The following is a 21,567-nucleotide window of genomic DNA, read 5'->3' on the forward strand; positions in this document are numbered from 1 at the left end:
AAAATCAAATAAATAATCAATCTGTTTTATTGTTTGCTATTTCGTCATTTATGCGTTTAACAAGCTTAGTTTTAAGGAATCTAGTAAGAGTAAATGCAACTGCTGATAATATAAGCGTTGGAAGAAGGTATCCAAAATATCCAGCAAAATCATTTCCAGATTTGAAAGTAAAAACTTCTAAAACAAAAGTTATTAAAATTGATATTATCGGCACTTCAATAAGAAGTTTCTTATCGAAAGATGCAACAATGTTTATCGGAAATAAAATTAGCGGCAAAATAGCGAAAATAACAATCGCGCTAGTAAAACCATATCTATCGCTATACCGCACAAAAATAGCTAGTGCAAACGCAAAAGCTAATGCAATCCAACAACCTATTCTGCGCTTCATTGCGTATCCTTATCTCTAAAAAAGTATTTGTATAATTATACAAAAATCCTTCAAAAAAACAATTAAATACGCAAAAATTGCCTAAAACGCATCGAGGTTCAATCTAGTACACTACAAAACCATGATCTTTGAACTGGTTTACAACTCGCTCTTTAAGAGCTCTAGAAGGTCCTTTTTGATTCTCAAGAGGATACGGGATTCTGAGCTCATGCCACTTTGGACGGCCTAGTTGATGGAAGCCAAGAACGTCAATATGCTCAACAGCATCCCCAAACGAATCGCAAATCTCAGCAACTTTTTCAACATTTTCTTCGCTGTCAGTCAAACCTGGAACGAGCACAAAACGCACCCAAATCTTCTTACCAGCCTTCGCCAATCGCTGACCAAAGTCAATAGTTGGCTGAAGCAAGCCACCAGTAACTTTCTTATACGTTTCTTCAGTGCCAGATTTAACGTCAAGCAAGCAAAGATCAATGTCTTCAATCATTTCGTCCGTATAATTGCGATTCAAAAATCCGGAAGTATCCAAGCAAGTGTGCACGCCCATTTCTTTAGCAGCGCGAAATACTCGAGATACGAAAGCAGGCTGCATCATGGACTCTCCACCAGAAAAAGTAATTCCGCCTCCTGTTGCTTTAAAAAGACTTTGATAACGGTCTACTTTTTTAATCATCGCATCCAAGTAGACTGGCTTGCCATCACGCATTTTCCAAGTATCAGGATTTTGGCAATATTGGCAGCGAAGCGGGCAGCCGCTCATAAACACTGTCATACGAGTTCCAGGTCCGTCAACAGAAGTGTTAATATCCCACGAATGCACGAACCCAATATCGCCAGTTTTGAGAGCTGCTAAACGATCTTTTCTGTCTAATCCAATTGGAGATTCAAAACCGGAAAGCCCACCCATTAAAGTCTGTCGGGCATACTCTTTCGACTCTTTAAGCATATGCTGCGTTGTAGTTCGAAACGCTGTATTATCAGCCATTAAGCTGCCCTCCTATATTCCGCAAAATATGGTATAAACCGCCGAAGCAATAATACTCACTCCGGCGGTTTATAAACAATCTCTAGCTATTACTCTGTAACAGATCCTTGGTGGAACGTACGAGAAATAACATCAAGCTGCTGCTCTTTAGTGAGCTTTACAAAGTTCACTGCATATCCAGAAACTCGAACAGTCAAATGTGGATACTTTTCTGGATGTTCAACAGCATCTTCAAGCTGTTCCTTACGCAAAACATTGATGTTTGCATGATACAAGCCATGTCCGTTTCCTGCATCCAAAATGCCCACTAAGTTAGTGATACGCTCATCTTCGTCACGACCCAAACCATCAGGAGTAATTGTGTTCGTAAGCGAAATACCATCTAGAGCATCATCGTAGTCAATCTTACCAACTGAGAACATTGATGGAAGCATTCCGTGAGCATCCATACCGTTTTCTGGATTTGCGCCCGGAGCATACGGAGTACCCTTCTTGTGCCCAGATGGGAACGAACCAGTATTCTTACCGTATTCAACGTTAGAAGTAATAGTCAAGATTGACTGAGTTGGAACAGCATTACGGTAAACAGGCAAGCGCTTTACCTGACCCATAACAGTACTTACAACCCACTTTGCTAAATCATCAGCACGATCATCATCGTTACCGTAAATTGGGAATTCACCAACAGTCTTGTAGCCTACGACTAAATCATCGTCGCCACCTTCAATGTACTCGTATTCGTGACCCTCTGTTTCTTTAGCATCCTTATTATAAATTGGATAAACTTTTGCATACTTCAAAGCAGACAAAGAATCCGCAGCAATCGACAAGCCAGACATACCGCAACCAAGCGTGCGATAGACTTCCCTATCATGCAAAGCCATTTCAATTGACTCATAAGCGTACTTATCGTGCATGTAATGAATTATGTTAAGAGCTTCAATATATGTTTCAGAAAGCCATTCCAAAGCTTTCTCATAATTAGCTTTAACTTTCTCATAATCAAGAGTGCCATCAGCTTCTGGGCGAATTGGCTCAATAACACCTTTATCGATAACTTGCATGCCAGTCATCTCATCACGGCCACCGTTAATAGCGTAAAGCAAAGCCTTAGCAGAGTTCACGCGAGCTGCAAAGAACTGCATTTGCTTACCGACACGCATTGGCGAAACACAGCAAGCAATAGCTGCATCATCACCCCAATGCTCACGAATATCTTTATCTGACTCATATTGAATAGCAGAAGTATCAATAGAAATACGTGAGCAGAAACGCTTATAAGCTTCAGGAAGTTTTGGATCCCAGAAGATTGTTATATTTGGTTCAGGACCTGGTCCCAAATGCTCAAGAGTTAAAGTGTTAAGCAAACGGAATGATGTCTTAGTAACGAAAGTGCGTCCATCGTCACTAAAACCTGCATCAGACCAAGTTGCCCAATATGGATCTCCAGAGAAGATTGCATCGTAATCCTTAGTGCGCAAGAAACGCACAATACGAAGTTTCATAACAAGAGCATCAATAATTTCCTGAGCATCAGTTTCGTCAATTAAACCAGCTTTAAAATCACGCTCAAAGTAGCAATCAAAGAATGCAGATACACGTCCAAAGCTCATTGCAGCGCCATCCTGGCTCTTAACAGACGCAAGATAGCCCATATAAGTCCATTGCACTGCTTCCTTAGCAGTTTGAGCTGGACGAGTCAAATCCAAACCGTACTCTTTGCCTAAGTTAATAAGCTGCTTCAAAGCTTTAATCTGCTCATCATGCTCTTCACGGAAACGAATCCAATGCTCAATTTCAGTTTCAGTAAAATCATTACGATATGGAATCGAATCCTTATCGCGCTTCTTAAACTCAATAAGCATATTAACGCCATAAAGAGCTACACGGCGATAATCACCAATAATACGACCACGTCCGTAAGCATCTGGCAAACCGGTTAGAATCTTGTTGTGGCGAGCAATCTTAATATTCTTTGTATAAACACCAAACACGCCATCATTATGAGTTTTACGATAAACAGTAAAGATTTTCTTAATTTCTGGATCTACTTCTTTTCCAGCTTCTTTAATGGCTTGCTCAACCATGCGCCATCCGCCATTTGGCATCATTGCACGCTTGCATGGCTCATCTGTTTGCAAACCTACTATTACATTATCTACTTCTGGGCTTTCAATATAGCCTGCAGGCATCGCATCAATACCAGCTGGAATATGTGTTTCAACGTCATAAACACGGCGCTCACGTTCAACTGCTAAATAATTGTCGTCAAGGTACTTCCACATATGCTTAGTTTTTTCAGTGGCGTTTGCCAAGAAGCTCTCATCGCCTTCATACGGCGTGTAATTCTTCAATATAAAGTCTCGAACGTCAATATCGTTCTTCCAATTGCCTTCGACGAAGCCATCCCATGCCTTTGTGCGAAGCTCCTCGTCAGTGAGAACGGAGGTATCCGTTGGTGTCATATCTGAACTCCTTTTATAATTGCAGCGCTTCTTCACGTTGCTCTAAGTAATATGTTAAAGCAAATAGTCAATAAACAAGTCGAATTTTTTAAAATTTCAAGTGAGTTACATCACATTTATATATAGAAACGCTGATTGACAACAATAAACATAAGTACTTGAGCTTTTATTCACGGAATGCTGTTGTTATAGGCATTCTTCTATCTCTTCCAAAAGCAATTGAACTAACTTTAGGACCTAGAGGATATTGACGCCTTTTCCATTCAGCACGATCAACTAAACGCATAACAGTATCGACAGTTTGCTCATCAAAACCATCTAAAAGCAAATCAGCACGACCGTGAGCAAGTTCTATATGCGCTTGTAACACTCGATCAAGCAGATCATATTCTGGCAAAGAATCAGAATCCTTCTGACCAGGCCTTAATTCTGCACTAGGAGGCTTAATAATTGAGTTTATTGGAATCAACAATCCATCATCTGGAATTTTTTGATTTTCTAAATCTTCAAAACCAACAATCGGCAACATGCCAATTCCAACACCATTTGCTGCAGCGCGATTACGCCAACGAGATAAAGCCCAAACACGAGTTTTGAATAAATCTTTAAGAGGAGCATACCCACCTACAGCATCTCCGTAAATAGTTGAATATCCGCATGCAAGTTCTGACTTATTACCAGTTGCGAGCGCAAGCAATCCTTTAGAATTTGAATACGCCATAACGATTACGCCACGAACTCTAGCTTGCAAATTCTCTGCAGCAATACCTTGTAAATCAAGTTGAGTCTGAAAAACTTTGAAAAGCGGTTCAATAGGTTGAATATCATAATTAGCACATATACGTTTTGCTAAATCATAAGCATCATCTTTAGAACCATCTGAAGAGTACATGCTTGGCATTGAGATTCCCCAAACATTTTGCCCACCGCAAGCATCTGCAGCCATAGTCGCAACTAAAGCTGAATCAATACCACCAGAGAGCCCTAAACACACTCCTTTGAAACCATTCTTACGCATGTAATCACGAAGACCTAAAACGCACGCACAATAAACTTCTTCGTCTTGTTCCAATTTTTTCGCAATAGTAGAAACTTTTTGTTTGCAAACAGAAGAATCTATATCAACATAAGAAATATCTTCTTTAAACATTTTAGAGCGTTCAAGCAAACTTCCATCGCGATCAACTACAAAGCTTCCGCCGTCAAAAACTAAATCATCTTGACCACCAACTTGATTTACATACACTACTGGTGCATTGACTTCAGATGCTCTTTGCTTTGCAAGTTTTACGCGCACATGCGTTTTACCTTCTTCATAAGGAGAGCCATTCATAGTGACGAGTACGTTAATACCTTTATTAGCTAATTGCGCAACAGGACCTCCGTCTTGCCAAATATCTTCACAAATAGCGAATCCGATGCGAAAATCGTCAATTTCTAGAATTGAACATTCATTTCCTGAAGAGAAGATACGGAACTCATCAAATACTCCGTAATTAGGCAAAAAATGCTTATCGTAATGAAGAATAATATTGCCATTATGCAATACAACAAGTCTATTACGAGGTTTTCCAGAGGATTCATCTAATCCTACTGTTCCAACAACTACATATAAGTCAGATAATTCTTCACTACATAACCTTTTTGCAAGAGTAAATATAGCATTATTAGCTGCTTTGCGGAAAGTCGCTCGCAATGCAAGATCTTCAATAGGATATCCTGTTAAAGTCATTTCAGGGAATACGACCATTTGCGCATTATTTTCTTTAGCTTTTTTGCAATATTGCAAAATCTTTTCGCTATTTACTTCTATATTTCCAACGCAAGTATCAATTTGCGCTAATGCTAAACGAATTACACTCATGACTATAAGTGTAATCGAAAAAATGCAAATACTTTAAAAAGGAGATATTTTTTCACTTCCTTTTATTTTCAACGTTTTCTAACCAGTCATAAGTAATACAAATAATAAAACAGTAGCATTAAGCAGATTTCTCCCATATATTTGGATTTTGTACTCGCGAAGGGGAACATATTGAGAAATAAAAAGAGATAGAAGAAAAACTGAAAAAAGAAGAAAAAAGAAGAAAAAGAGAAACAGAAAACTGAAAACTAAAAACTGAAGAAGAGAAAAGAAAAAACTGAAAAAGAAAAATAAAACAGAAAACTGAAAAAAGAGAAAAAGAAAAAGAAAAATAAAATCTATAATGTTAGGAGAAAAATATGAATAATAAGAAAATTATTTCAGCAGCAATTGCTTTAAGCGCACTCGTAGGATTAACTCTCGGAGGATGTGGTTCTCAAAAAGCTTCCGATAAAGATAGCCATACAATTACTGTCGCAGCTTCTCCTACACCTCATTCAGAAATATTAAACAAAGTAGTAAAACCAATTCTTAAAAAACAAGGATACAAACTTGTTGTAAAAGAATTTACAGATTACGTACAGCCAAACACTGCAACTGAAGAAGGCGAAGTTGATGCAAATTATTATCAGCATTTACCTTATTTAGATAATTTCAATAAAGAAAAAGGAACACACCTTGTTTCTGTTGCAGGAATACATTTTGAGCCTTTCGGATTATATCCAGGAAAATTAAAATCTCTTAAAAATGTGAAAGATGGCTCTACTATTGCCGTTCCTAATGACGCAACTAATGAGGCACGCGCATTGCTACTTCTTCAAGATGCAGGTTTGTTGAAATTAAAGAATCCAAAGGATGTGAATTCCACTACTAAAGATATTGTTTCTAACCCTCATAATTTGAAGTTCAAAGAGCTTGAAGCAGCAATGGTTCCAACTGCTGTTAAAGATGTCGATTTTGCTACATTAAATGGAAATTATGCTATTCAAGCTGGATTTGATCCTATAAAAGATCCACTAATTTCAGAAAAAGTTGGCGGAATTGCAGCAAAAACTTATGAAAATATTATTGTTGTCAAAAAAGGTTCAGAAAACACAGACAAGATCAAAGCTTTGATTAAAGCTCTAAAGACTGACGAAGTGCGTAATTTCATTAACAAAAATTACAATGGAGCAGTATTACCTGTTTTCTAAACTTTTCAAACTCGTATAAGGTACTTCTTACTTTATACGAGTAGAAATTTTACAATATTGCTAAAATCGCAAAAAACTATAGATCGGAACAAGTGAGAACATATGATTCAAATTGAAAATCTTCATAAAAGCTATTCAAACGGCAAAGAGTCACGCGAAGTATTACATGGTATAAACGTAACTGTTGAATCAGGTGAAGTATTTGGAATTCTTGGATCTTCCGGAGCAGGTAAGTCCTCACTTGTCCGATGCATAAATCTATTAGAAAGACCTACAAGCGGAAAAATAATCATCGATGGAAAAGATATAACAAACGCTAAAAATCTAGAGCTTTCTAAAATCCGCTCAAATATAGGCATGATTTTTCAAAACTTTAGCTTATTTGGGCAGCGCACAGCATTACGAAATGTCACATTCCCGTTAGAGCTAAACCATACTCCTAAAAAGAAACGAGAAGAAAGAGCACAATATTTATTAGAGTTAGTAGGATTAAAAGGTTTTGAAAACAGCTACCCTAGCCAACTTTCTGGCGGACAACAACAACGTGTAGCTATTGCACGCGCACTTGCAAATAACCCTTCTATTATGTTGTGTGATGAAGCAACAAGTGCTCTTGATTCAACTACTACTGCGCAAATTTTAGACTTGCTTCGTAAAATCAACAGAGAACTAAACGTAACTTTGGTTATAATAACTCATTCACTATCTGTAGCTCGAAATATTTGCGATCGAGTAGCAATGATAGACGGTGGGAAAATAGTTGAAATCGGTGACACATCAACATTATTTAAAAATCCTCATAGCGAAATTCTAACTACTCTTATTGCTGATTCTCTTGTTGAAAATCATCGCAATAAAGACACAAGCGAACAGAATCAATAAAGGCGAATCTGCAAAATTAAACTGGGAGCAAAAATGCTTAATGCTGTAACAAATTTCTTTGAAGAATATGGTGACTTACTGCTTGAAGGAACTCTAGACACAATAGTAATGACTTCTATTGCAACACTTTTAGCATATGCAATAGGATTGCCAGCAGGCGTTTTACTAATAGTATCTTCAAAGAAAGGAATAAAAGAAAACGCGACTATTCACGCTATTATAGGCGGAATAGTTAATATAGTCAGATCTGTACCGTTTATCATTCTTCTAGTTGCATTGATACCAATTACTAGACTTATCGTAGGAACTTCGCTAGGTGTTCCAGGAGCTATTGTTCCACTTGTTGTTACAGCAGCACCATTCGTAGCTAGAATAGTTGAACAATCTTTAGCAGAAGTTGATGGAAGTCTTATTGAAGCAGCACAAAGTTTTGGAACAAGCAATATACAAATAATCTTCAAAGTATTACTTTTTGAAAGCCTTCCATCCTTAATTCGTGGAGTATCTCTCACATTTATAACACTTTTCGGTTTTTCTGCAATGGCAGGAACAGTTGGAGCAGGTGGACTTGGCGACATTGCTATACGATACGGATATCAAAGATATCAATATGATGTTATGGGCGTAGCTGTAATCTTATGCATTGTTTTAGTTCAAATAGCACAAAGTATTGGCGATGTAATATCAAATAAAATAAATCATCGCGAGCATTAAAAAATGTGCTTTACGTATTCAACATGAATATGTAAAGCACATAATTATATAAGATTACTGAAGCTAATCGCTTAATAACTTAATAATCACTAGAGCTAATCACTCAGCTAACCACTCAGCCAATTACTCAGCCGCGTTCCATCTTTCTAAGCCGAGGCTCAGCACTATCTTTTGCACCAGTAATACGATAAACGTCAAAAACGCCTTCAATCTTACGAATAGCAGCAAGCAATGTATTAAGATGCTGAGGATCTGCCATTTCAAAAGTAAACTGACTTGTTGCAACTCGATCATCCCCAGTAGCAATATTTCCTGAGAGAATGTTTACACCATGATCAGAAAGTACTTTAGTAACATCTGAAAGCAAATGCTGTCGATCCAAAGCTTCAACCTGAACTTTAACCAAAAACAGGCCTTTATCACTTGTCCATTGAACAGGAATAACGCGTTCAGGTTGAGTCTTTTGCAAATCAATCATATTTTGACAATCATTCCTGTGAACAGATACGCCTTGATTTCTAGTTATAAACCCTACGATATTATCTCCAGGAACTGGCATGCAACAACGAGCAAGCTTAACCCACACATCTCCAACTCCCTTTACAGAAACACCAAGAACACCATTAGACTTTCTGGCTCTCTCAGGTCTCCTTAAAGGCAAAGCTTCTTGTTCAACTTCTTCATCTACTTCATCAGCTCCAGCGTCTTTAACAAGTCTAGAAATAACATTTTGAGTCGAAACTTGACCTTCGCCGATTGCAGCATAAACTGCATCAACATTAGGCATAATATTCAACTCGTCAGCAACACCAATTAAAGCTTGTGGAGTCATTAAAGTAGATATAGGCAAGTTTCTTTTACGCATAGCACGAGTTAACTCGTCTTTACCTTCTTCAATAGCTTCAGAACGACGCTCTTTGCTAAACCACTGGCGAATCTTATTTCTAGCACGCGGAGATTTTACAAAACTAAGCCAATCTCTTGATGGCCCAGCAGTATCTGATTTTGAAGTCAAAACTTCAACTGTATCTCCATTAACTAGCTTCGTATCAAGAGGAACTAAACGGCCGTTTACACGAGCGCCCATCATACGATGTCCAACTTCAGTATGCACTGAATAAGCAAAATCTACAGGAGTTGCATCTTGAGGAAGTGCAACAATGCTTCCTTTAGGAGTAAATACATATACTTCTGCAGCACCTAAATCTTGCTTTAAAGATCCTAAGAATTCATCTGAATCAGGAGTTTCACTAGTCCAATCAGCTAATTGTTGAATCCATTTAAGATTATCTGCTTCGCTTAGCTCTTTACGATCCTCTTGCTCACGCTTCAAATCTTCATTATCTGGCTTACTTAAAGCACGACCAGCTTGACCGTTAGCCTTATACTTCCAATGAGCAGCAATACCAAATTCAGCACGCCTATGCATATCCCAAGTACGAATTTGAATTTCAACAGGCTTTCCACCTGGACCTACAACAGTAGTATGCAAACTCTGATACATATTCAGCTTAGGAGTTGCTATATAATCCTTGAAGCGCCCAGGAACAGGACTCCATCTTGCATGCACAGCACCCAATGCAGCATAGCAATCTCGGATAGAATCAACTATTATTCTAACTCCAACAAGATCGTAAATATTTTCAAAATCGTGACCTCTAACAATCATCTTCTGATAGATTGAGAAATAATCTTTTGGACGACCTTTAACAGAAGCTTTTACATGCTGTTCAGATAAATCTTCGTTGATTTCTTCAAGAATTTGGCGTAAATAAACTTCACGCTGACCAGCTCTACGAGCGACTAAAACAACTATTTCATTATAAATTTTTGGATACAATACTTTAAAACTTAACTCTTCAAGTTCTGTTTTAATAGCATTCATACCAAGTCTATTTGCAAGAGGAGCATATACATCTAGCGTTTCTCTAGCTTTTTTATGCGAACTTTGAGATTTAACATATCTCCACGTACGAGCATTATGTAAGCGATCTGCGAGTTTTACAACGAGAACACGAACATCTCTGCTCATTGCTACAACCATTTTTCGTATAGTTTCAGCTTGCGCATTATCTCCGTATTCCATATTTGAAATTTTGGTAACGCCATCAACTAAACCTGCTACTGTATCACCAAAATCAGCTCTGCACTCTTCTAAAGTGTAATCAGTATCTTCAACAGTATCGTGCAATAATCCAGCTGCAACAACTACAGGACCCATACCTAGATCTGCAAGAATTTGTGCAACTGCAAGAGGATGAATAATATATGGCTCACCTGATTTACGCCGCTGACCAGTATGTTGCTTCACTGCTCGTTTATACGCACGATGAAGTATATCCATATTTTCACCGGGATGATGCCATTGACACATTTGTAAAATTGGGCACAACGGGTTATTTGGTTCTTCGCTAATTTCACATCCAAGCTTATTAGCACACCTAATCTCTTCTTGTGATTCACCCATCACACATCACCTCCCGCGTAACACTATCCTACATGTTTCAACAAAATACAGCACTTAAATTGTTAAATAATGTAAAAAATCAACAACTAATACACTAAGAATAAGCTAATTTACAAAAAAAATTACTATAAATCCGACATAGCACACGCTAGTCGGATTTATTTAAAATTTATTGCAAACCTGTTGAACCAAAGCCTTTATCAGATCTATCAGATGAAGGAAGACTTTCCGATTGAATAAAATCTGCTTCAACATAACGCTGAATAACTAATTGAGCAATACGATCTCCTCTATGAAATTCAGCAACATGCTCAGGATCTAAATTTATAAGTGGGACTTTTATTTCTCCACGATACCCTGCATCCACTGTTCCAGGCGCATTCAAAACAGTTACACCTTGCTTTACAGCAAGACCAGAACGAGGATGTACAAGAGCTACGTAACCAGCAGGCAAAGCAATTGCTACACCAGTAGGCACAAGCGCTCTTTCAAACGGCTTCAAAACAAAATCCTGTGTGGTTCTTAAATCAGCTCCAGCATCTGAAGCATGCGCATAACGAAGAGGCTCAATATGCTCGGCAACTTTATCCAAATATTGTATAAGTACTTCTAATTGCTCTGGGCTGTTATAAGTTTCATCATATGCCATTTAAGCAGCGCACTCCTTGCATACAGGCTGACTTTCAGTAGAAGATTCAGCAAGCTGACTACGATGCTTCACTAAGAAGCACTCAGAGCAAATAAACTCGTCACCTTGCATAGGAATTACCGTAACAGATGCATCTTCACCACTAAGATCAGCTCCAGGTAATTCATAATCTTCAGCAATAGCATTCTCATCATCGTCAATCTCACTAGAAGAGTTCTGCGAACCCTTAATCAGTGCTTGCAGCGACTCCTCATCCTCATCTTTACTACGAGGGGAATCATAATCCTGTGCCATTATGGTCCTTTCGTTCTCTAAAGCTCCTACGCGCATAGCATACATGAATGCCACCCCGCATAGAATACACTCTTTTAAATATATGTAAAATGCTAAAGAAGGCATACTATAGACTAAAGTATATATATAGTATTGTTAAAAGCGAGGAAAGTGGTGCACAATGCTTGAAAATCCGCCAAAAACGGCGAGTTTCGATCATGTAGATGAAAACGGAGATTTAATTTTTATTTACGAAAACACGCCGTTAAAAATTTACATGGACGACACGCTGAAGCACGCTATATCAGAATCACAACGTATTAAGAATGTAAACGATGCAGATTCTCAAAGCAACACTTCTCAATCAAGTGCAGCACTTCCAATATCACAAATACAAGCACTCATACGAGCAGGTATTGAGCCATCTCAAGTTTCAGCACGATATCATATAAGTGAAGCACAAGTTAGACGCTTTTCTTCTGGAGTCGAAACTGAAAAACAATACGCTATTGAACAATTCTTATCTGTTCCAGCTCCAAAACAAAGCAATATGCGCACACTTTCAGATCTGATTGAACGCACTTTAGCAAAAGCAAGAATTGGAATGGAAACAGTAAAATGGCGCGCAACTCGAAGAGGTCTTGAGCCATGGCGTATAATCGCGCAATTTAATACAGCGACTCGCACAATCAAAGCAGAATGGACTTGGAATATGCACGACAACACTGTTTCGTGCATGAATACTTCTTCTAGACTTTTACTCGGTGAAGAAATAGCTTCTGCAACAAACTTAAACTCAAGTAAAACATCGTTTAATAACACTTATAGAGATACTGTAAATATATCCTTCCCGTTTACAAATAACGAAATACCAGGAAATTCAATACGCTCTGCAAGAATAGAGCGCGCAATTTCTCAATGGGAAAATTCAAATTCTGAAGAGAATAATAATTCGCAAAATATATCTCAATTAGATAATCAAACGGATTATAAGTCTGGAAATAAAACAGAAATTCATACTTTAGAAGATTATGTAAACAAATCTTCTATATTAGATAATTCTTCAAAAGTTAAGTCTGACTCACACTTATCTAAAAAGGAAAATCGTGATTACGAATTTTCTAATAACTCAGATCATGCAAACAATTCACCTAAATTGCAATCCAATACACGAGATTCTCATTATTCACAAGAAAATCTTATATTGCAAAAAGATGATATTTCAGAAATAAACTCAAGTGAGTCAAAAAAGCACACTAATAAAGATAATAGATCTAATAAAGAATATGATAGTGCAAGCGTTACAAGCGCGAATAAAAATACGTATTCACAAGTAGCGAATTCGAGCGAAAATTCGATCGAAAATTCGAACGAAAATTCGAGTACAAACGCAAATAGCAACAATTCAAACAATGCTTACAAGAATAACAGAAATAGCAAGGATAACAGCGCTAAAAACAACTCCAATTCCACTATTTCTAATTCAAATTCGAAAACGCATGAAACACAAAATAATGCGAATACAGTAGAAAAATCTCACTCAACCGAGCACAAAAGAAGAAGTGGAAGATCTGCAGTCCCTAGCTGGGATGAAATCTTATTTGGCGAAGGCTGATATCTTAATCAACAAGATCAATAAGGCAAGGTATTTCAAGTTCCATACGAGTCATAGACCCATGAACACTTGGTAAACTCATAGCCTTTTGTGTTTGTGTTCGAGAATCAACTATGGTGACGCGATTTGCAGCTTGAACAATTACGTCACCTAAAATTTCATTTGCTCTATCACAAACTTCGCCAAAAACACCATCCGAAATAGCTTGTCTTTTAGTTCTAACAAGTGCTTTATCTTCTAGCTCATCCGCCCAACGCTTAGCTAAATCGTTTACACTAACACCATCTTTTGCGTAAATCATAACAGATCTAGGCTCTCCTGCAACCATGGAAACACCTTCAGCTAATTTAGGATTTTTAGCTATATCTATGCACATAGACGGATCAGATTGTATCATTCCATGATCTGCTGTAATAATAATCAAAGTTCCAGGAGCACACTTTTTCCGCAATAAGCGTAATTGAGCGTCAACTTGCTCAAAAGATGCAATCCACTCATCAGAATCACAACCGTAGTTATGACCCACTTTGTCTGTATCTCGTAAATACATGTAAGTTAATCCAGGCTCTAAAGTTGTGTTTGCAGCAACGCAAATACGTGCTCTAGGCGTTTTTGCGCTAATATAACGTGCACCTCGCAAAGCAGCGCGAGTAAGAGGAGAATTTTCAAATTTAGGAAGACTTACACTATCAGCACGAACACCTTGCTTAACTAATAATTCAAATATAGTTGGTTGAAGTTGAAGATTTTCAGGTAAAGGAGCATCTCTAAATTGAATTAACTGAGCTAAAGCACCAGTTTCATTATTTTTTTGAGTGTATCCAGTCATACAAGTAAGACCTGGGCAAGTACCAGTACCAAAAGTACCCATTGCTGCAACAGTAGTACTTGGTAAACACGAGTAAATAAAACGCTGATTCAAAGGTTCTTTCATAAGAGAACGGAGATAAGGAGCGTGTCCAATCCTATTAACAATATTCCAGTACCCTAAACCGTCAACAAGAACAACAATAGCTCTACTAGCAGAAGGTATATTTAATGATTTACGCAAAAATGAAGGATCATGATGTATTGCAGTGCTTACAGGCGTTCCAATAGCATCACAAACAGCTGGAAGAACAGAAGATAAATGTAATGCTCCACCAACTTTAGCATAATCAGAATCATCTCTACTAAATTTAGTACCATCATTAGCAAAGTTACTAACTTTAGTACTACTAACATCAGTTACACTACTAACATCAGTTACACCACAAACAGCTAAATCTTTCGAATACCAATCCCCATATTCAACTTTTTCAACGAATTGCAATAATTCTTTAAAAGACGGCATTTCAACGCTCATACATATTATTGAACCACTTCGTGAAGAAAACTCATATATTTTAAAAAATTCATATAATAAAATAAGTAAAAAATTCATAAAATTACTGAAAATTTTAAATAAGTTTACTAAAATCACAACGAAGAACAACATTCTTGTGCACGTAAATTGCTACTATAGTAGTCTATAAAAGTCATTCAAGGAGTTCATATAATGCCTTCACGCCGCCATTCAACAGCACCTGCTTTTGACCCACGAAAAGTTAAAGAGCATATTGTTGAAACGCCGTTAAATGAAGAAATGAGCAAATCCTTCTTGGAATACGCTTATTCTGTTATCTACGCCAGAGCTTTACCAGACGCGCGCGATGGTATGAAACCTGTTCAAAGAAGAATCGTGTATCAAATGGGCAATATGAACTTAAGCCCAGATCACGCTTATATGAAGTCTGCTCGAGTAGTAGGCGAAGTAATGGGTAAATTACACCCACATGGCGATAGCGCAATTTACGAAGCAATGGTTCGTTTAGCTCAACCTTTTTCTTTGCGTATTCCTTTAGTTGACGGACACGGAAATTTTGGCTCTCTTGACGATGGTCCTGCAGCATCACGATATACTGAGGCACGCTTAGCACCTGCTGCTTTAGGCATGAATGCAGATATTAACGAAAACACTGTTGATTTCACTCCAAATTACGATAATAAACTTAAAGAACCTACAGTTTTGCCAGCAGCAATACCAAATTTGCTTGTAAACGGAGCTTCTGGAATCGCTGTTGGAATGGCAACTAACATGGCAACACATAATCTTGGAGAAGTAGTTGAAGCCGCAAAATATTTAATGAAACACAATGATGCAACTTTAGATGATTTAATGCAATTTGTTCCAGGACCAGATTGGCCAAGCGGCGGAATTATTGTAGGAAGATCCGGAATTCGTGAAGCTTATAAAACTGGTAGAGGAGCATTCATAACTCGCTCACAAGCTCATATTGAAAATATTACAGCACGTAAAAAAGCTATTATAGTTACAGAACTTCCTTTTATGGTTGGTCCAGAACGAGTACTAGAACGTATTTCTCAAGGAATTAAAGCTAAAAAACTTGACGGAATTACTGGAGCTATTGATTTAACAGACCGTCATAACGGAACTCGTTTAGTAATAGAAATTAAAACAGGATTTGATCCTAACGCTGTTTTAGCACAGCTTTTCAAACACACGCCTTTACAAGAAAGCTTTACAATCAATAACGTTGCTCTAGTAAACGGCAGACCTCATACTATGGGATTGAAAGAGCTTTTAGATGTTTGGATTTTACACCGCAGAACAGTAGTACGCAGACGTAGTGAATTCAGAAAGACTAAAGCGGGCGAACGTTTACATCTTGTTGAAGGACTTCTTCTAGCAATGCTAGATATCGATGAAGTAATTCAAGTAATTCGTTCTTCCCAAGATGCGGATACTGCTAAAGCAAAATTGATTAAAGTATTTGACTTAGACGATGTTCAAGCACAATATATTCTTGATTTGCGTTTGCGCAGACTTACGAAAATGAGTCGAATAGAACTTGAGTCTGAACGCAATGACTTATTAAAGAAAATAGAAGAATTAGATAAAATATTAAGCTCTGAACTCGAACTAGATAAAGTTGTAATATCAGAAATGGATTCTGCTGTAAAACAATGGGATTCTCCTCGTAGAACAATTATTTTAGATGAACAAGTTGATGGAAGTTTTACACCAGTTCGCACACATAATGATAAAAATTCAAATACAGATTCGGCGCTTATTGCTGTTCAGGAAGCAAATAAAATGACATCTGTACAAGCTGACGTTGCAGCTGCAAACGCAGCACGTCTTGCAGGACAATCAGATGTAGCGCAACAAGCATTACAATTAAGCGATGATCCATGCGCAATAGCTTTAAGCGCATCTGGGTTTATAGCTAGAACTAGCGTAGATACTTTCAACAAATGGAAAACAAATACTGGAAATATTTTCGATACTCCATGTCTTACTATGTTTACGACTACAACTCGCTCAACATATGGTTTAATTACTTCTGTTGGAAGACTTGTTCTCGCACATGTATCTGACTTACCTCAACTTCATTCAATAGCAAATAGTGAAAATGTAAATATTGAGCTTCTATCAAAAGGCGTTAGCGCAAACGAACTACTATTATCTACTCAAAGCAGCGACCATGTTGCTGGAGAAAAGGTTGTATCTGCTATACCACTTAATTCAGATAAACCAAATCCAATAGCTATTGGAACAAAAGACGGAGTAGTAAAACGTTGGAATGGTCAATCCCCTACAACTATGGATTCTTGGAGCATAATAGATTTAAAGCCTAAAGATGAAGTAATTAACGCTGCAATTTCTGGCGATGACGACCGTTTAGTATTCATCAGTTCAGATTCTTCACTACTAACTTTCGATGCAAAGCAAGTAAGACCTCAAGGACGTACTGCTGCAGGAATGGCAGGTATTCGTTTAGCACAAGATTGCAAAGTTGTTGCTTTCGCAGTAGTTCCAAAAGATCTCGTTGAATGGAATTATGAAGAAGGTGAAAATGGATTATTCTCCGCATCTGGAACAATCGTTTTTACTTTAGCAGGAGATGAAAACGCTCTTCCTGGAACAGATAACGGATCTGCTAAGCTAACTCCACTAACAATGTATCCAACTAAAGGAAGAGGAACAAGCGGAGTAAGATCGCAACGATTCTTAAAAGGTCAAAATACTTTATTAAACGCATATGTTGGGCATTATCCGCTTTATGCAACAACTCCTGGAGGAGCTAATGTTGAATTGCCAAAACCAGATATGCGAAGAGATGCTTCTGGAACAGAACTTGTTTCTCAAATAGCTCACATTGGTTAAAGAAATAAAACAGCATAGTGCAGAAAATCATGTATCAATTTTAGAGCGATCGAAATCGTCTGCGTTATCAACAATAAACTGTTTACGCGGAGGAACGTCATCGCCCATTAAAAGATCAAATACTTCACTCGCTTGCTGAGCATCCTCCATACGAATCCTTCGAAGCATGCGAGTTCTAGGATCCATAGTGGTGTCTGCAAGCTGATCTGCATCCATCTCACCCAAGCCCTTATAACGCTGAATATCGCTGTTAAAATCAATGCCCTTAGCTTGCAAATCATCAAGCTTTCCAGCTAGCTCATCGTCTGAATAAGTGTAAATATACTCACCTTTGTGCTTTCCTGCGAGCGCAATCCTATGAAGCGGAGGAACAGCAGCATAAACGTGCCCGTGCTCAATAAGCGGACGCATATAACGATAGAACAACGTTAAAAGCAAAATACGTATGTGAGCACCGTCAACATCAGCATCAGTCATCATAACAATCTTGTTATAACGAGCTTGTGAAATATCAAAACTTGCGCCTGATCCTGCTCCAACAACTTGAATAATTGCAGCGCACTCTTTATTAGAAAGCATTTGCGAAAGACTTGCTTTTTGAACATTCAAAATCTTACCGCGAATTGGCAATAATGCTTGGAAAGCAGAATTTCTAGCAGCTTTTGCAGTACCAAGAGCAGAGTCACCCTCAACAATAAAAAGCTCAGCAACATCGTCATTTCCAGGTTGACAATCTGAAAGTTTTGGAGGCATAGAAGCTGATTCAAGTGCGTTCTTCCTACGAGTAACTTCCTTTGTTTTACGCGCTTGAATTCTTGCATGCATTTCTGAAACGATTTTCTCAAGCACTCTAGCAGATTGCTCTTTAAATCCTCGCTTAGAACCAGTAATCATCTCCCCGAACTGAGAGTCAGTCATTTTAGTAACGATTGGCTTAACTTGAGCAGTTCCAAGAACATCCTTAGTTTGACCTTGGAATTGAGGCTCAGCAATACGAACAGTTATAACAGCAACCAATCCTGCTGTAATATCATCTCGTTCAATTTTCGTATTCGAATCTTTAAGATTTACTTTTAGCTTGCGCGCGTTATCTTCAACAGCTTTACGAATTTGCTTAGTTAATCCTTGCAAGAATCCGTCTACGTGAGAACCTCCACCTGGAGTTTCAACAACATTGACAAAACTTATAATCGTTGAATCATATCCATTTACCCAACGCATTGCAATGTCAACACCACACTTGCGCGTTACCTGCTGAGCATGCAATTCACCAGACTCGTCAACAGCTTGTGTTTCTTCCAAGTACGTATCTTCACCAGAAATACGCCAAATATCCGAAACTGATTGACCGTGAGATAGAAAATCAACGAAATCTTTAACGCCACCATTATGTAAGAATTCAATTATTCTAGGATGATGATTTCTTTGAATGGATTTATATGATTCAGCATTTGTAACTGCTTGTGCTTCAGAAGAATCTAAAGAATCAGAATCAGAATCAGAATCATCAAGCTTAGTCAAAGTTTCAGAATCGTCAGAATCGTCAGAATCATCAGAATCATGTAATTCTTCAGATTCATACTCATTATCTAAATCATCATAATCTTTTAGATCGCTTGAGTTATCTAAATTCTGGCTGTCTTCATAGCTCTCAGTTTCTGTAAACTCGCTGTGTGAATCCTCTGATTTATTAGATGATGTAGAAAACTCATCTACTTGTTCCTGAGAATTATCTAAGTTAAGCTCATCAATCTCTTGAATATCACTAAACTCACCTTCAGGAACATTTTCATCTATAACAGTTATGCGTAATCCTGGAACCAAAAAACTTGTTTGTCTAACACGTGCAATCAGCTGTTCATAGCTAAAGCGAGCTGTTGAATTAAAAATCTCAGGATCTGCCCAATAGCGAACTCTAGTGCCAGTAGTTTTAGGAGAAACAGTACCGATAATTTCAAGCTCTGTAGGACGATTCTTACGAGTACGTTTAAAAGGAGAAGATGGAGATGGATGCTCAGGATCAGCGTCACTATAAACTCCAGGATGACCTTGATGAAAAGACATGTGATGTGTTTTGCCATCGCGATCAACTTCTACATCTAAACGAGAACTCAATGCATTAACAACAGAAGATCCAACACCATGCAAACCACCTGCAGCATTATACGAAGAATTTCCAAATTTAGCACCGGCATGAAGTTTAGTTAAAACAACTTCTACACCTGTTAATTTTGTTTTAGGTTCAACATCAACCGGAATACCACGACCATTATCTGCAACTTCAACAGACCCATCAGAATGTAAAGTTACAACAATATGATTGCAAGCTCCAGCTAAAGCTTCATCGACAGCGTTATCAATAATCTCCCAAAGGCAATGCATTAAACCTTGACTGTCAGTAGTACCAATATACATACCTGGACGCTTACGAACAGCATCTAAACCTTCAAGCACAGTTAAACTGTCAGCATCATATTGCTCTTGCTCTTTACGAGATACCACTTCTACCCCTTGTAATAAAACTATTCAGTCAAGCAATAAGTGTCGCACTCTTGCTTAAATGCAAAAATACGACACTTCAATATGCATTATTTTATAATCACTGATCCAAGAAATCACGCAATGTTTGAGAACGAGAAGGATGGCGCAACTTAGCCATAGTCTTAGATTCAATTTGACGAATACGCTCACGAGTTACACCATAAACACGCCCAATATCATCCAAAGTCTTAGGCTGTCCATCTTCCAAACCATAACGCATCTTAATAACGCCAGCTTCGCGAGGAGATAGCGTTTCAAGAACTTGTCTGAATTGTTCTTGCAAAAGTGAGAATGCAACAGCATCAGATGGAGCAATAGCATCAGTGTCTTCAATTAAATCACCGAATTCAGAATCACCATCTTCACCCAAAGGAGTATGCAAAGATATAGGCTCACGTCCATACTTTTGCACTTCTTGTACCTTTTCTACAGGCATATCAAGCTCTCTAGCTAGCTCATCAGGCGTAGGCTCGCGACCTAAATCTTGAAGCATTTGACGTTGAACACGCGAAAGTTTGTTAATCACTTCAACCATATGCACTGGAACTCGAATAGTTCGAGCCTGATCAGCCATTGCACGCGTAATTGCCTGACGAATCCACCATGTAGCATAAGTAGAAAACTTAAAGCCCTTTTTCCAATCGAATTTTTCAACTGCTCTAATTAAGCCAAGATTGCCTTCCTGAATCAAATCAAGAAAAAGCATGCCTCTACCTGTATAACGCTTAGCAAGAGAAACAACTAATCGCAAGTTTGCTTCCAAAAGATGATCTTTAGCTTTTTTACCATCAGCAGCAGCCCATTTTAATTCACGCTTACGCTTAAACTCCATTTGATCAATTTGAGTATCAAGTAAATGCTGAGCATATAATCCAGCTTCAATGCGCTCTGAAAGATCAACTTCTTGTTCAGCATTTAACAAGCTAACGCGACCAATTTGTTTCAAATAATCTTTAACAGGATCAGCAGTAGCACCAGTAGCAATAACTCGACGCTTTGGATTTCCAGGAGTAGAAGTTAATGTGTCGTCATCGTCATCATCGCTAACAACAAAAGCACCTTTAGCTTGAGGAACTACAGGCTCTTCGGATTTTGTATTTTCATCAGATTCTTCTACATCATCAATATCTGAATCTTCATCAAAATCTTGATCCACATCATCAACATCAAGACCATCAACATCGTCAATTGAATCAACATCATCAAGATCATCATGATGAAGATCATCAATATCATCGTGGTGAAGATCGTCAAGATCATCTAAATGCATATCTAAATCATGCTCATCAACATCGTCAATTGAATCAACATCATCAAG

At 38.0% G+C, this 21,567-nt stretch carries 14 protein-coding genes and 1 pseudogene; 5 read left to right on the forward strand and 10 right to left on the reverse strand.

Annotated features, from left to right (window positions below; genetic code table 11):
- Nucleotides 1–16 precede the first annotated feature (16 nt).
- The 4 genes from HMPREF3230_RS02320 to HMPREF3230_RS02335 all read right to left on the reverse strand — a co-directional run bounded on the left by HMPREF3230_RS02320 (nt 17) and on the right by HMPREF3230_RS02335 (nt 5,705).
- Nucleotides 17–391, reverse strand: coding sequence for a hypothetical protein (locus HMPREF3230_RS02320; protein ID WP_075523366.1), 375 nt, complete (start codon nt 389–391; stop codon nt 17–19).
- Between the two features lie 103 nt (nt 392–494).
- On the reverse strand, nt 495–1,376 hold the full coding sequence (gene pflA / locus HMPREF3230_RS02325) for a pyruvate formate-lyase-activating protein (protein ID WP_075523367.1): 882 nt from the start codon (nt 1,374–1,376) through the stop codon (nt 495–497).
- 89 nt (nt 1,377–1,465) lie between these two features.
- A complete protein-coding gene (gene pflB, locus HMPREF3230_RS02330; protein WP_075523368.1) occupies nt 1,466–3,841 on the reverse strand; it encodes a formate C-acetyltransferase in 2,376 nt (791 codons plus the stop codon).
- 166 nt (nt 3,842–4,007) lie between these two features.
- Nucleotides 4,008–5,705 carry an NAD+ synthase gene (locus HMPREF3230_RS02335; RefSeq protein ID WP_075523369.1) on the reverse strand — a complete coding sequence of 566 codons (1,698 nt, stop codon included), beginning with the start codon at nt 5,703–5,705 and terminating at the stop codon, nt 4,008–4,010.
- Between the two features lie 359 nt (nt 5,706–6,064).
- On the opposite strand from HMPREF3230_RS02335, the gene HMPREF3230_RS02340 reads away from it, so the two are divergent.
- The 3 genes from HMPREF3230_RS02340 to HMPREF3230_RS02350 all read left to right on the forward strand — a co-directional run bounded on the left by HMPREF3230_RS02340 (nt 6,065) and on the right by HMPREF3230_RS02350 (nt 8,494).
- Nucleotides 6,065–6,898, forward strand: a complete 834-nt coding sequence (locus HMPREF3230_RS02340) for a MetQ/NlpA family ABC transporter substrate-binding protein (RefSeq protein ID WP_075523370.1) — start codon at nt 6,065–6,067, stop codon at nt 6,896–6,898.
- Nucleotides 6,899–7,000: 102 nt separating this feature from the next.
- On the forward strand, nt 7,001–7,780 hold the full coding sequence (locus tag HMPREF3230_RS02345; RefSeq protein ID WP_075523371.1) for a methionine ABC transporter ATP-binding protein: 780 nt from the start codon (nt 7,001–7,003) through the stop codon (nt 7,778–7,780).
- Between the two features lie 33 nt (nt 7,781–7,813).
- Nucleotides 7,814–8,494: a methionine ABC transporter permease gene (locus HMPREF3230_RS02350; RefSeq protein ID WP_075523372.1), complete on the forward strand. Its 681-nt coding sequence runs from the start codon at nt 7,814–7,816 to the stop codon at nt 8,492–8,494.
- Between the two features lie 127 nt (nt 8,495–8,621).
- On the opposite strand, the gene HMPREF3230_RS02355 is transcribed toward HMPREF3230_RS02350, so the two are convergent.
- From HMPREF3230_RS02355 to HMPREF3230_RS02365, 3 genes are all read right to left on the reverse strand, one after another.
- Nucleotides 8,622–10,961, reverse strand: a complete 2,340-nt coding sequence (locus HMPREF3230_RS02355) for a RelA/SpoT family protein (RefSeq protein WP_075523373.1) — start codon at nt 10,959–10,961, stop codon at nt 8,622–8,624.
- Nucleotides 10,962–11,130: 169 nt separating this feature from the next.
- On the reverse strand, nt 11,131–11,610 hold the full coding sequence (dut, locus tag HMPREF3230_RS02360; protein ID WP_075523374.1) for a dUTP diphosphatase: 480 nt from the start codon (nt 11,608–11,610) through the stop codon (nt 11,131–11,133).
- On the reverse strand, nt 11,611–11,904 hold the full coding sequence (locus HMPREF3230_RS02365) for a DUF4193 domain-containing protein (RefSeq protein ID WP_075523462.1): 294 nt from the start codon (nt 11,902–11,904) through the stop codon (nt 11,611–11,613).
- Between the two features lie 160 nt (nt 11,905–12,064).
- Between HMPREF3230_RS02365 and sepH the strand changes: the two are divergent.
- Nucleotides 12,065–13,018 (forward strand): annotated as a pseudogene (gene sepH / locus HMPREF3230_RS02370) (septation protein SepH); the annotation flags it as partial.
- Between the two features lie 484 nt (nt 13,019–13,502).
- On the opposite strand, the gene HMPREF3230_RS02375 reads toward sepH, so the two are convergent.
- Entirely contained in the window at nt 13,503–14,843 is a 1,341-nt protein-coding gene (locus HMPREF3230_RS02375; protein WP_075523376.1) for an alkaline phosphatase family protein, read from the reverse strand.
- 192 nt (nt 14,844–15,035) lie between these two features.
- Here HMPREF3230_RS02375 and HMPREF3230_RS02380 point away from each other — a divergent pair, with 192 nt between their 5' ends.
- Nucleotides 15,036–17,708 carry a DNA gyrase/topoisomerase IV subunit A gene (locus tag HMPREF3230_RS02380; protein WP_075523377.1) on the forward strand — a complete coding sequence of 891 codons (2,673 nt, stop codon included), beginning with the start codon at nt 15,036–15,038 and terminating at the stop codon, nt 17,706–17,708.
- Nucleotides 17,709–17,735: 27 nt separating this feature from the next.
- On the opposite strand, the gene HMPREF3230_RS02385 is transcribed toward HMPREF3230_RS02380, so the two are convergent.
- Together HMPREF3230_RS02385 and HMPREF3230_RS02390 are read right to left on the reverse strand one after the other, a co-directional pair.
- Nucleotides 17,736–20,210, reverse strand: coding sequence for a DNA gyrase/topoisomerase IV subunit B (locus tag HMPREF3230_RS02385; protein ID WP_075523378.1), 2,475 nt, complete (start codon nt 20,208–20,210; stop codon nt 17,736–17,738).
- A 97-nt stretch (nt 20,211–20,307) separates the two neighbouring features.
- Nucleotides 20,308–21,567, reverse strand: a 1,260-nt coding sequence (locus HMPREF3230_RS02390; protein WP_155642879.1) for an RNA polymerase sigma factor, incomplete at its 5' end; no start/stop codon positions are given.

The organism is Gardnerella vaginalis (genome assembly GCF_001563665.1).
GTDB lineage: Bacteria > Actinomycetota > Actinomycetes > Actinomycetales > Bifidobacteriaceae > Bifidobacterium > Bifidobacterium vaginale_A.